The sequence below is a fragment of the Paenibacillus lentus genome (assembly GCF_003931855.1).
Taxonomy (GTDB): domain Bacteria; phylum Bacillota; class Bacilli; order Paenibacillales; family Paenibacillaceae; genus Fontibacillus; species Fontibacillus lentus.
Window position 1 is genome coordinate 3,539,717 of the sequence record NZ_CP034248.1, and the last position, 13,672, is coordinate 3,553,388.

11 protein-coding genes are annotated in these 13,672 nt (G+C 43.7%); 9 read left to right on the forward strand and 2 right to left on the reverse strand.

Translation table 11 applies throughout. The features are described from left to right. Positions 1-45 precede the first annotated feature (45 nt). From EIM92_RS15965 to EIM92_RS15990, 6 genes are all read left to right on the forward strand, one after another. On the forward strand, positions 46-528 hold the full coding sequence (locus EIM92_RS15965) for an RrF2 family transcriptional regulator (protein WP_125083491.1): 483 nt from the start codon (positions 46-48) through the stop codon (positions 526-528). 35 nt (positions 529-563) lie between these two features. Further along, the gene (locus EIM92_RS15970; protein WP_125083492.1) at positions 564-1,583 is read left to right on the forward strand and encodes an LLM class flavin-dependent oxidoreductase; all 1,020 of its coding nucleotides are present in this window, start codon (positions 564-566) and stop codon (positions 1,581-1,583) included. A gap of 720 nt (positions 1,584-2,303) precedes the next feature. Then, positions 2,304-3,326, forward strand: coding sequence for an ABC transporter substrate-binding protein (locus tag EIM92_RS15975; protein WP_125083493.1), 1,023 nt, complete (start codon positions 2,304-2,306; stop codon positions 3,324-3,326). Positions 3,327-3,334: 8 nt separating this feature from the next. Beyond that, positions 3,335-5,392, forward strand: coding sequence for an iron ABC transporter permease (locus EIM92_RS15980; RefSeq protein WP_125085233.1), 2,058 nt, complete (start codon positions 3,335-3,337; stop codon positions 5,390-5,392). 1,038 nt (positions 5,393-6,430) lie between these two features. After that, positions 6,431-7,165: an ABC transporter permease gene (locus EIM92_RS15985; RefSeq protein WP_125083494.1), complete on the forward strand. Its 735-nt coding sequence runs from the start codon at positions 6,431-6,433 to the stop codon at positions 7,163-7,165. Between the two features lie 314 nt (positions 7,166-7,479). After that, the gene (locus EIM92_RS15990) at positions 7,480-8,394 is read left to right on the forward strand and encodes a tyrosine-type recombinase/integrase (RefSeq protein ID WP_125083495.1); all 915 of its coding nucleotides are present in this window, start codon (positions 7,480-7,482) and stop codon (positions 8,392-8,394) included. Positions 8,395-8,486: 92 nt separating this feature from the next. Here EIM92_RS15990 and EIM92_RS15995 read toward each other — a convergent pair whose 3' ends face one another. After that, positions 8,487-8,999 (reverse strand): DUF3231 family protein, encoded by a 513-nt coding sequence (locus tag EIM92_RS15995; protein WP_125083496.1) that lies wholly within the window; start codon positions 8,997-8,999, stop codon positions 8,487-8,489. Between the two features lie 185 nt (positions 9,000-9,184). On the opposite strand from EIM92_RS15995, the gene EIM92_RS16000 reads away from it, so the two are divergent. Then, entirely contained in the window at positions 9,185-10,039 is an 855-nt protein-coding gene (locus tag EIM92_RS16000; protein WP_125083497.1) for a manganese catalase family protein, read from the forward strand. 109 nt (positions 10,040-10,148) lie between these two features. Here EIM92_RS16000 and EIM92_RS16005 read toward each other — a convergent pair whose 3' ends face one another. Further along, the gene (locus tag EIM92_RS16005; protein WP_125083498.1) at positions 10,149-10,859 is read right to left on the reverse strand and encodes a peptidylprolyl isomerase; all 711 of its coding nucleotides are present in this window, start codon (positions 10,857-10,859) and stop codon (positions 10,149-10,151) included. Positions 10,860-11,040: 181 nt separating this feature from the next. On the opposite strand from EIM92_RS16005, the gene EIM92_RS16010 reads away from it, so the two are divergent. Both EIM92_RS16010 and EIM92_RS16015 read left to right on the forward strand, forming a co-directional pair. After that, positions 11,041-12,021 (forward strand): LacI family DNA-binding transcriptional regulator, encoded by a 981-nt coding sequence (locus tag EIM92_RS16010; RefSeq protein WP_125083499.1) that lies wholly within the window; start codon positions 11,041-11,043, stop codon positions 12,019-12,021. 168 nt (positions 12,022-12,189) lie between these two features. Next, positions 12,190-13,662: a glycoside hydrolase family 32 protein gene (locus tag EIM92_RS16015; RefSeq protein ID WP_125083500.1), complete on the forward strand. Its 1,473-nt coding sequence runs from the start codon at positions 12,190-12,192 to the stop codon at positions 13,660-13,662. Positions 13,663-13,672 lie beyond the last annotated feature (10 nt).

Genomic DNA, 13,672 nt, shown 5'->3' on the forward strand with positions numbered 1-13,672 from the left:
CAATAGTAGGTTGTTAAGAGAAAGACAAAGGCGTGAGACGTACTTATGCATATGAAAACAGGCGTTGAACAATCCGTATATGCAATTTTCCTGTTAAGCCTTCTGCCGGACAAAGCGGTACTGCCAGGGGAAGCGATTAGTCAGCAATTGGGAGCCTCAGCCACTTATTTTCAAAAATTGTTGAGAAAACTGGTCAGCGCGGATCTTATCACATCCGTACCTGGTGCAAAAGGTGGCTTCAGGCTGAAGAAGAAGCTAGAGGAAATTCGAATTTATGATGTGTATGTTGCTATAGAAGGGCAGCAGACGCTATATTCCTCCAGCGGCATTTTGAACGATATGCTTGAATTGCAAGCGGAGGATCAATGCTGCCTACTAGCTAATTTGATGCAAGAGGCGGAGACGGCTTGGAAGTCCGTATTAAAGCGAGAAACCATCGCTTATTTAGCCGAAGAAATGCAGGAAGAGCGTTTTAAGAGTAAGCTAGAATGTTTACAAGCCTGGGTTAAGGAAAAAATGGTTTTATAGCAATAGCTTCATTACATGCGAAGGAAGGAGATACTATGAGCAATCATCATAAAAAACTAAGTGAAATTTCATATTCGGTATTAGATCTTGTGCCGATTACTAAGGGAGGGTCACCTGCCGAGTCCTTTAAGAATAGTCTTGATTTGGCTCAGCATGCCGAGCAATGGGGCTATCACCGTTATTGGCTCGCCGAGCATCATAATATGCCTGGAATCGGGAGCTCGGCGACCTCCGTCGTGATCGGGTACATCGCTGGGGGGACAAGCAAAATTCGCGTTGGTTCCGGAGGGATTATGCTGCCGAACCATTCGCCTCTGGTCATTGCCGAGCAATTTGGTACGCTGGAAGCGATGTACCCGGGGCGAATCGATCTAGGCTTAGGGAGAGCTCCGGGAAGCGATCAGAGTACTATGATGGCATTGCGCCGCGATCCGCGGGCAAATGGTCAAGAATTTCCCCAGCAGTTGCAGCAGCTGCGAAACTATTTTGACGAGAATTCACGGCATAATCGCGTGAGGGCAATACCTGGCGAAGGCCAGGACATACCAATCTGGCTGCTTGGCTCCAGCGGTTTCAGCTCCGCGTTAGCGGCGGAGCTGGGATTGCCGTTTGCGTTCGCCAGCCATTTTGCGCCTGAGTACACGGTTCCGGCGTTAACGCAATATAGATCTCAGTTCCAGCCTTCCGAGGTTCTGGATAAACCGCTTGCGATGGCAGGGATCAATGTATTCGCGGCGGATACGACGGAAGAGGCGCACTATCTGGCAACATCGTTTCAGCAGCAGTTCCTCAGCCTGATCCGTAACCATCCTGGCCAAATACCCCCGCCGGTTGAGAGCATGGAAGGGATTTGGACGGAATATGAGAAGGCTTTAGTGATGAAGCAGCTCAAAGCGTCGATCATCGGCAACCCCGACGAGGTGAGAGCACAGCTTCAAGCTTTTCTGGATGAGACCGGGGCGGATGAGCTGATTATTAATACGACGATGTATGATCATAAAGCGCGCGTTCGTTCTTACGAGCTCGTTGCCGAAATTGCTGGCATGAAAGGTTAGTATCGGAATTAATCCCTAAGTAAGGATTTCCTAACGCATCAATTGCTGTGTGGGCCAACTAGCCAGCACCGTACAAAACTCTAGCAATATTCCACAAGCATCGTTCCGGCTTGATCATCTTGATCACCATTTGGTCAGCCGGAACGATTATATATTCTGCATTTTCTGCATTGTATTCCACGCACTTTAACGTGACACTTTATCCCCAATTAAAAAGTCAATTCTACTCACACTTATCTCATGGCATTCAACCGCTGATTGACTAATATTTAGATAATAAAATCCGGTTCATGGATAGCTCACCCTTGCAAACTGAATGATAATTTTTCCAGAATGAAATTCACTGGGTTTATTTTTCTTGCCTAATAATGAACTGAAATGATATAAACACCATTAATCAAGGTTATTACAAATATCTTAAATGCACCTAAGAAAGCAAGATATTATCTTTAGTAAACGTAATATTAGTTATGTAAACTAGATGATTGTGAAAAAGAGAACATTATCCACGCGCTTAAGCAGGAAATATATGATCGTTAATTATTTAATAGATTAAGAGGTTCCGAAAGGTTCAAACTCTTAGGGAGCCTCGACAATTTTCTTTTGACTTACCAAGAATTCGGAGATATAATAGCTATCAGATCAGAAATGATAATCATTATCAATTAGATGATGGTGCTTATTCTATGACTATTAACTGAATTTTAGGGGGACATATTGATGCACAAGAGGTTATTGAGCGTTCTGATGGTTATTGTTGTTATTCTGGTTCTGGCCGGTTGTGGGACCAACCAGGCTGAAAACCCTTCCGCGAATAGCAGCCCAATCGGCAATACTGCTGGCTCAAATACTAACAGCGAATCCGCTGGCGAGCCGATTATACTGAAAGACGCCAAAGGCGAGCTAAAACTGGATAAGCCAGCACAGAGGGTTGTCGTGTTGGAGTGGACATACACCGAAGATATTATTGCGCTTGGCATGCAGCCAGTGGGGAATGCCGATAACGAGAACTACAAGCTTTATGTGACTTCCGAAGCCCCGCTCGATGAGAGCGTAACGGATGTAGGTTTACGCGCTGAGCCAAATTTGGAGACAATCGCTGCGTTGCAACCGGATTTGATTATTGGAAATACAAGAAGTCACGAAGCGATTTATGAACAATTGCAAGGTATTGCCCCGACACTGATTTTCGACTTGTATCCGCAAGAAGGTGAAGGCGATCAGTACATGATCATGGAGGATACTTTTAAAACAATTGCCGCAGCCGTAGGAAAAACAGCCGAAGCTGAAAAGGTTCTTGCGGACCTGGATGCACATTACGCAGAGGCAAAAGAGAAGTTGGCCGCAGCAGGCAAAGATGGCTTCAATTACGTGTTGACACAAGCCTACAGCTACCAGAATGCGGCAACTTTGCGACTTTTTACGAATAACTCATTAGCTGTACAAACGCTGGAGCGGATTGGTATGAAAAATGACTGGACGCCTGAGAAATTCGAGCATTTTGGATTCAGCTCATCGACAGTTGAGGCGTTGCCGGCAGTTCAGGATACGAATCTGATTTACATCGTTCAGGAAGATGATGATATTTTCTCGAATGAGCTCAAAGATAATTCCGTATGGAATGGCCTAACCTTTGTCAAGGAGAATCGTACATTCGCATTGGACAGTACAACATGGGTGTTTGGCGGTCCGATCTCCTCCAAAGTGCTGGTGGATGAAGTTGTATCAACGCTAACGAAATGAGTGTTATGATGAAGCAAATCAACAGGAAGCAAGCGAAATTTAGAACGAGCTGGCAGTTAATTGCAATATTTGGGGGCGGCATAGCCGTCCTCTTCGTTCTGTCTATACTTAGCCTTGGATTCGGGGAGGCTGAGATTCCAGCAGCCATTGTAATGGACGGTTTGCTGAGCCGCCGAGATGTGATGGAACATAATTTACTGTGGGATATTCGTATGCCGCGTACGATTATTGGGCTTTTATCCGGTGCTGCACTTGCCGCGGCTGGCGCTCTGCTGCAAACGATTACGAGAAATCCGCTTGCGGCATCAGATACGTTAGGGATTAATGCCGGGGCTTACTTTATGGTGGTTCTCGGCATGGTTGCATTCCCGGCTGTACAACAACAATTCCCATTTCTGCTTGCTGCTGCAGGAGGACTGCTGGCAGCTCTCGCTGCTTATATGCTAAGCGGGGGCAAAGGCGCCACGCCTGTAAGGCTTGCATTGTCAGGCATGATCGTGTCCATGGTGCTTGGCGCATTTACATCGGCCCTACATATTTTTAATAGTACCAAAACGCAAAATTTATTCTTATGGGGCTCGGGTTCTTTGATTCAGTTAAATTGGGACGGTGTACAGTTTGCCTGGCCTTTTATTTTGGCTTTGCTAGCGGGAGCTATGTTCGCAGGTCGGCAATTCGATACGCTGGAGCTTGATGAATCCACCGCCCGTTCACTTGGGCAGCGGGTAGATCTAACACGGGCAATAGGTCTTGGGATGTCCGTATTGATGGCTGCAATCGTAGTAAGTGTGGTCGGACCTATCGGTTTTGTCGGTCTGGTTGCACCACACCTTGTCCGACTTAGCGGTATCCGTAAGCACAGCTTCCTTATCCCCGCAAGCGCACTGTGGGGAGCGATTCTGATTACTGCTGCAGATACGCTTGCACGAATGGTAAGGAGTAGTGTGGGGGAGATGCCGATCGGCGCCGTAATGGCAATCATTGGCGGCCCCTGGCTTATTTGGCTGGTTCTCACCAAGGTGAGAAATATATCAGGATCTGGGAGCGGGCAGTCATCGATGAGTATAGGAGGCGCCGCACTGCGCATGCGTTTTGCTCCGACGGCGATAAGCATAGCATTAATTCTCCTTGCTACCATCGTAATAAGCTTATCCTTTGGTGGAACGAGAATACCGTTAAGCGAACTATTGGGCAGCGTTGCAGGCGCCAGCGATTCATCGTATTCCGTCCTGCTTAATTTACGGCTTCCGCGTACGCTAGTTGCTGCTTTAGGGGGGATTGCGCTCGCGATTAGCGGTGTTCTAATTCAAAGCGCTGTTCGAAACCCATTGGCTGATGCTTCTATCATCGGTGTAACCGCAGGCGCTGGATTTGGTGCAATGATCGTGCTTGTAGCCTTGCCCACTCTGACGATAGTTGCTCTTCCATTTGCAGCTATGGCGGGGGGAATCATCGCTGCCGCCTTTGTATTCTTTCTGGCCTGGCGTAAATCCTTAAATCCATCCGTGCTCATTTTGCTTGGAATTGCTGTATCGGCCATTGGCTCTGCGGGCATCCAGGTCATGATTATTAAAGCAAGTCTCTGGAATACAAGTGCCTATATTTGGTTGACAGGTTCGACCTATGGACGAAGCTGGCCTCAGTTTTACACCCTACTTATATTTTTGCTGATCCTTGTGCCGATAGCATATTATTTGGCACGGAAATTTGACTTACTGGCATTTGGCGATGAAAGTTCAATTGGGTTTGGTTTGCCGATTCGGGGAACCCGTCTGGCTGCAATGATTCTTGGCGTTTTACTTGCATCGGCAGCCGTTGCCAGCGTAGGGACGATTGGTTTTCTCGGTCTCATGGCACCACATGTTGTACGGATGATGATTGGGCATCATACGAGACGATCTATTATTCTATCTGGACTGCTTGGTGGTTTACTGCTAGTTCTAGCCGACACGATCGGAAGGACGATCATGGCTCCGAAAGAAATTCCGTCTGGTCTGATCATTATGCTGATTGGAGCACCTTATTTTTTGTTTTTGATGTATCGCTCGATGCAGAAGAAAGGGTAGCAGCCTACAAAATTGAAATCCAAGCAATGTTAATAGAAGAAACAGGATATTTATCAAAGCTGTCGAGAAAAGCTCGGCAGCTTAATTTTTTGTATAAGAAAACCCCAGTTTGACTTTAAAGTGATCCCTTAGAATAGACATTGGAAAAACCCCTAGGTTTAACTAATGAATTATAGTGGAACTTGGTCTACTGAATCAACGAGGCAGAAGAAAGGGATATATATCAAGGGCGGTATATGCAGCAGTTGAAACGGGAGAGTGCAATGACGTAAGTTAAGTGGATGAAAAGGGAATTTTATGGTAAGATAGGGCAGAGCAGGAAATCGATCGCGACATTCGGAATCAACTAACGTTTATCCTGTTTACGGGTAAGTCGGTAGGAAAGGCAAATAAAAAATCTTCCAAGGGCAAGCCTGAGAGAGCCTGAGGTTGGCAGACTTTATGTGCACCTTTTTAGGCGTTTGTTGTAACATCCCCTTATAGAGTTGATGGATGTCACCGACTAAGCCGATGGATATGATTACAGATGTTAGTTTATTAATAGAATTCCTGATATGTTGAATATTGAAATTAAAACTAACTTTTTAGTATAGTCTATGTATTTTTGTTATAAGGGAGGTACTTTAATCAGTTTTTATGAGACACATATAGTAATATCTATATTATAATGTAAATAATAGATATTTATGTTCTTATGGTAGTATATTTATAATATACAAAAAGAAGGCTATTATTTGTGATAAAATGGAGTAAAGCAGTTAATAAGTTTCTGGTCATATTTTTTTTAGCTATCGTGTGGATTCAATTTGCATATACCAGTCGAGCTACTTCCATGTATTCATCTGATTGTAATAATCTGAGTGGAGAAATGAAGAGCTATGCATCAGGTTATTACTACAATCATTTGATTCAGAACTAAAGGTATCAACATGTAATCCAAATGCTTGGAGAATGCTTGATTTCCAGGACGGTTTTGAATCAGGCTATGTGAACGGTTGGAATTTAAAAGCAGAATAAAGGACTAAAGAGGGTACATTTGTGAAGAAAAAAATATTAATATCTTTATTTACTGTTCCTTTGGTTGCCGCAACCGTATTTGGTTATATCTATAAGAGTGAACTAAATGTGATTAGTGCACAAAATCAAATTGTGATTGCTTCTGATAAAGCTACTCAAGGTAAAATTGAATATATAAAAGAGACTTTTTCTGACGGAGCTTACATCGTACGTATCCGCGATAAAGAAAATCTCACTGAGATTACAGAAGAATATCGTAATAATAAGCTTCATAACAAACTTATTATTGAAGATGGTGGAAAAAGGATTACTTCGTATGGGCGTGACTTTGAGACTAATAAACTGGTAGGAAATACATGGACAATGCCGGAGAACATAGCAGCTGAAAATAAAAAGTTACTGCAGATCTCGTTGCTGGAGAAGGCAAAAGAAGAACTGCAAAGTCAAAGTTGGACGATCCTTGAATCCTCCACCTCATTAACTGCAGCAGCTTCAAATCAACAACAAGTTGTGACTGAAGATGAATTCCATAAAGAGATTGTTACAATCGATAATAATACGGGCCTCCCGATTAAAAGAGAAATATTTTTAAAAGACAAAAACGGTAATATAGTATATAGCTCGACAAAGACGGAAGAGTACAAATATCTAGATACCATGCCACTGAAAGTTCAAAACCTCTCTCATGAAGAAGATGTAGAAATTAAAGAAATTCCCGCGCCTATTATAGAAGATAAGGTTTTTGAAGGATCATAAACGGCTGATAAAACACTTTTCAAAAGAGGAATCTATAGCAGTCTCGCATCCGCACAAATATAGAATGAAACAAAGAAACCACTTCCTTAAATGAAGTGGTTTCTTCATATAATTGCAATTGCTCTGAATTAATAATTTATTGTTGTGTATCCTCATTAAGGAACATACGTGCTATAATAAGTACGCCAAACACGTATTTTGCGCACTTTCGATTTTGAGCGATTTTTTTGTGAAATGATCACCAGTTATCTATCAAAATATTCGCCATAATATACCATAAAAGAGGAATACATGGATGATATGAGGGATCAACATTGACTACTAAATATGACATCGAAGAAATCTATGCCGAACCTCTTCAGGCATTTAAAATCTGGATGAAGCAGTCGGGGTATACCGAAGCAACGAGAAAAGAGTATATGAGAGAAGTTTATGATTATTTATACTCTCTGGATGAACTGCCGGTTCAACAGGCGGGAAAATTGAACGTGGTCAGCTTTTTGGTATCCAAACAAGATTCGGCTGGCGACAAGACGAGGAATCGGACGCTATCCGCAATCCGTTCCTTTTACGCATCATTGCTTGACTTTGATTTAGCCACAAGAAACCCTGCGCTTGAGGTTAAGAAATCGAAGACGGAGAAAAATAAAATTCCGGTTTATTTGGAGGAGCATGAGCTTAAAAAGGTACTTACCTATGTAGAGGGACGATATCGCGATCGGAATCTGGCCATTTTTCTGTTAATGGGTTACTGCGGTTTACGGGTAGGTGAGGTTCACCGAATGAACCTGTCTCATTTCAAGAGAGATAAGGGTACGCTAGAAGTGCTAGGCAAGGGGCGGAAATGGAACGAGATTCCACTTCCTGATTTAGTCGTAGAATATCTCGGAAAAGTAGAAGAGGGGCGCATCCAGCCCTACAGCGCAAAAGAGGAAGCCTTCTTTGTATCCCAGAAAGGAAGAAGACTCTCGATCCGTCAGATTCAGAAGATTGCTGCGAACGTCTTTGATGCGTTCAAGCAGGATCATCCGCAATTGACTGATTTGAAATTATCCTGCCATAAGCTGCGGCATTCCTTTGCTACGATGCTGTTGAAGAACAACGTCGATATTCGCGTGGTGAAGGAGCTGCTAGGTCATGCCTCCATTGAAACGACGATGATCTACACGCATATTAATGACGAACAGAAGCGCAGCGCCATGACGACGATTGTGGTGCCGAAGATTTGATGATTTGTCTTGAGTTGTATTGAAGTTCAGCATTAATTATAGATCCAAACAACAAAATCCCACGCAGCGTGGGATTTTTTAATTCGTCTTTTTTATTCTTCGACAGGTCTTTGCACCTGAAGAGGTGGAGGGATCAGCCACCCTTTTTCTTTATTCATTTGCAGGATTCGTAAGCCCAGGGCAGCTTTAGTTAGGTGATATTTTCCAAATAATGCGCCTATATCTTCTCTTATGGATTGCCCCATGACGGAACTGCATGCGGTAAGACCAAGTGCGTTCTCGGCTGCAATTTTTGCAGCGATTTCGGGATCGGTAAATCTTGCTCCTGCCGGAATATCCTCTAGTTTAACTGGGGGTCTTTCCGGTAATACAGGGGCGGGTGCAATGCCATTATCCGTCAACAAAGTGTCACATTCTTTAATCTCCAGCTTAGCCTGTTCAATGAGATCCTCTAGAATTTTCTTCAAATCCTGATCCCCAGCATGGTTGAGAAAAGCCTGATAAAAAGAAACTGTGCCTTTAGCCACCATGGAGGCTTGCCATACGCTGAAAATTTCACCATAGTGCATAGGTTCGTCTTTGGGATTACCGCTTAAAATACCCATGTAATTTCTCTCCTTTTAATATATTCTCCTTCATTCTTGACTTATTGTTTGTGATTTATGCTGTTTTATCTGATATATAGTCATGCATGACGTTGGTAAAATATGGGACCTTACTCACTGCATTTACTCTAGTCATCGAGAGCAAACTGGATAGCGACGCAAAATTATATACAGGGGGTATTCTGATGTATTTCTATAAGGAAGACTTAATTAACATGATCGTGCCGGATCAGCCTGATCCAGCAGCTGCCAAGGTACTGCAGGAAACATTAGGTGGTCGTTTCGGAGAGATGCGAACTATGATGCAGTTTTTCTTTCAAAGCAATAACTTTCGAGGCAACGCTACGCAATTTCGAGACTTGATCCGCGGGGTTTTTTTAGAGGAATTAAGTCATGTTGAACTAGTCCAGCATACAATTAATCAACTGCTTACGGGATCTGGTGCTGAACAAGCAGGGGATTCCGGGATAGATGCGGCACCATTGGACGAAGCGATCAAACATGCGAACCCTCATCATTTTATTATGGGTGCGCAAAGCTCTTTACCCGTTGACGCCGCCGGGAATCCTTGGAATGGAAATTATGTGTATGATCATGGCAATTTAATCAGCAATTTATTGGACAATGTCGTACTTGAATCGACAGGAGTGCTGCAGAAAACAAGAATTTATGAAATGAGCAGCAACAAAACCTTCCGAGAAACTCTGGCGTTTCTCATCGTGAGAGATAATGCTCACCAAAACGCCTTTGCCAAGGCACTTGAAACACTGGGAGTCAACTGGGGGAAGCTCTTTCCCGTTCCGAATTATGATATCAATAAATATCCGGAATGCAAGAAATACGTCGATATGGGCTTTCACAATGCGCAATTTAATTTCCGTCTGGATCCTACACGAATTGCTGAAATCTTTAGCGGCCAGACTCCAAGCCGCAACGGAGGAGATTTGCAGGTAGTAACACCGCCTGAAGGATTTCCGCTACCTAACCTGCCTGAGATCCCCAATGAGCACAGCCCAGGCCTGCATGATTTGAATGCATAATAATGTGAACCATATAATTGGATAATAAATGAAATGACTATACTAAAAGAGACCTCGCGATCCTTTAACCGGATTGGAGGTCTTCTTTAGTATGAGTTGCCATTTGGCATTATTGCTCAGTAATCTTAATTTCTTTTATCTGCACTGTCTCTGTCGGTGAGCTCGGCTCGCCGCTGAAAGGGTTGGGTTGAACGGGTGTAGCAGCAATATCCAAAACGACATCCATGCCATCCGTTACTTTTCCGAAAATAGTATAATTCGGTGACCTATTTAACCCGATGCTATCCTCACCCGTACAGATAAAAAATTGGCTGCCATTGGTATTTGGTCCCGCATTCGCCATAGCTACGATACCTGGTTCATATTGATAGTCGGTTTGTTCATCTTCGAAACGGTATCCCGGACCGCCGGTTCCAGTTCCCTCGGGGTCACCGGTTTGGATCATAAAGGACTCGATAATGCGGTGGAAGATAACATCGTCGTAGAAGCCCTGCTTCGATAGAAATACGAAGTTATTGACGGTTTTAGGCGCGTCTTTGGCGAACAGTTCAATGGTAAAGTTGCCTTTGGTCGTTGTGAACTCTGCAGTATATGATTTGTTCGGGTCGATTTCCATAGCAGGAGGGTTGTCCCAACTCATGATTTCTTTCTTGTTACCAGTCTCAGGTTCAACCGGCGGTGCCGTTTGTTCCGCGGTGTTTCCAGCCTTTTGATGGTTAGCGGCTTCTTCTTTTGTCTCACTATTCTTACCGCAACCGCTAACGATGAGAATGGCGGAAATCAGCAGAATAATTGGTAATAGTACATGTTTTTTTCTCATAAACACTCTTCCAGCTCCTTTTTTACAAATCTTGTTTTATCATATCGATTTTTCGCTGAAAATGCCAGCTCAGCAGGAGCTTAAGATCGCATGTTCTTGAAAAAGACAGTATAATATGAAGTAGATAATCATTTGTGATGTAGCTATAGTAGCGATATATGTGAATTTTTAAGGAGATATCATGATCAAAACCATTTCAGATATTGCCGCCATTGCAGGGGTAGCCAAGAGCACCGTTTCCCGGTATTTAAACGGGGGTTCTGTCAGCCAAGCGACACGGCAGCGTATTGAAAAAGTTATTAAAGAGCATCAGTATGTACCCAATACTTTTGCTCAGAGCTTGAAAGCACGGAAAACGAATTTTATAGGAACGGTTGTGCCGCGACTGGATTCATTTGCATCCTCTCAAACATTAATGGGCATCGATGAACAATTGCGGGAGGCGAATTATCAAATGCTCATATCTAATACGAGCCAGGATATGAAGCGTGAAATCGAGGCCATTTACGATTTTGCCAGACAAAAGGTTTCGGGAATTATTCTGCTTGCCGCCCAGATTCATGACGACCATTTAAAAGCGGCGGAGGAGATCAATATTCCCATTCTGCTGCTAGGTCAAGAGAATGACCGTCTCCACAGTTTAATCCACGACGACTATCATGCCGGATACGCAATGGGGAAGCATATTCTAGAGATGGGTCATCGAAATATTGCTTATTTAGGTGTGACAGAGAAGGATATCGCCGTTGGAGTGCGAAGAAAAGAAGGGTTTAAGAAGAGCTTAGAGGGGACGGCTTGTTCGATTTCATACTATGAAACTGGGTTTAAAATGACCGATGCGATGAAGACGGCTTCTGAGCTGCTCGATGAGATTTCGCCATCGATCATCGTTTGTGCGACGGACAATATTGCCCTAGGAGTCATGAAGGCTGCGTATCTCAAGGAGATTGCCATTCCTAAGCAGTTGTCCGTCACAGGCTTTGGCGGATATGATATAACAGAAATCATTCATCCTACCTTAACCACCATTCGATTTTTCTATAAGGAGGCAGGGAAGCTTGCTGCTCATCAAATCATAAAGCTTGTGCAGGAGGAGCAAATAGATCCTGTGACCACTATGGAGTTTGAACTGCTTATGCGAGAAAGCGTTGACAAACGCTAATCTTTTATATTATAATTCGAGACGAAATAAGGTTCCATAATTCATGCTATAAGCTGTTGAATTATGGAACATATTTAAGAGCCGACTTGGAACCGGTTCCTTTTTTTAAAAGTATAATGGAACCGGTTCTATTATCTTAAATGACAAATAAAACGGAGATTATCAACCATGACATTATCAAGAGAGCAAAAGTATAGGAAACTGAATCAGGCTTCAGCTCAGGAACTGGATCAGCTTCAGCAGAAGGTAGCCCATTGTGCTTGGAGGCAATCTTATCATATTCAACCTCCTTACGGGTTATTAAACGATCCGAACGGCTTTTCCTTCTACGAAGGGGAATATCATTTGTTCTATCAGTGGTTTCCGCTGGGAACATTTCATGGCATGAAGTATTGGTATCACACGAAGTCCAAAGATCTTGCACACTGGCAAAATGTCGGGATCGGAATTGAACCCGGTGACTCACAGGATTCTCATGGCGCCTATTCTGGCAGCGGGATTGTCAAAGACGGCGAGCTATATTTAATGTATACGGGTAATACAAGAAACGAAGCTTGGGTAAGGCTTCCTTATCAGAACCTAGCTGTAATGAACAGCGAAGGCAACATTCATAAGAGAAGCGAGCCAGTGATCGCCTCAGTCCCTGATGGATATACCGAGCACTTCCGAGATCCAAAGGTTTGGAGAGCGGGTGACGATTACTATTGTGTGATAGGGGCACAGCGTACGAATGAGACCGGATGCGCCGTCATGTATAAATCGCAAGATCTTCTATCATGGAGTTTTCTTGGAGAGGTTTCTACCCAGCTGAATAACTTTGGATATATGTGGGAATGTCCGGATTATTTTGAATTGGATCATCAGGGTGTATTGCTATTCTGTCCGCAGGGCTTAGTTCCTGAAGGTGATCGCTACCAAAATATTTACCAATCCGGATATGTGGTCGGTAAACGACTAGATGTCAATACCCAGATGCTTGATCACGGAGCTTTCCGGGAGCTGGACAGAGGTTTTGATTTTTACGCCCCGCAAACGACAGAAGCTCCAGACGGGCGGCGAATTCTCGTAGCTTGGATGGGACTTCCCGATGTTAGTTATCCGACTGATCAGCATGGATGGGCGCATTGTTTGACCTTGCCGAGGGAATTGACGCTGCGTGAAGGCAAAATCATTCAGCGGCCAGTTCAAGAGTTGGAGAAGCGGCGCAAAGATGAAGTAAACGCGGAGGCGGTATTGCATAGCGAAGCAAAGAGTTTTTCAGGATTTCAAGGATCTGCCTATGAGCTGATTTGTGAATTTAACGAGGCGGATGCCGATCGATTCGGCATTGAATTTCGTGTCGGAAGCACGGAGAAAACAGTTCTAACATATGACCGTAATATCAAAAAAGTAATCCTAGATCGGTCTTTATCCGGACAGTCAGTTAATTCGGAGTTCGGCAGCGAACGGCGCTGCAGTCTGGATGCAGATACAATTAAGTTTCATCTTTTCGTCGATACCTCTTCCGTAGAAATCTTTGTTAATGACGGAGAAGAGGTATTTACGAGTCGTATTTTTCCAAGTAAGGAAAGTACGCAAATCCGCTTTTTTGCCCATGGGGGAAGCGCTGCATGTCGAGCCTCCTTATGGCAAATATCATGATTCAATTTGA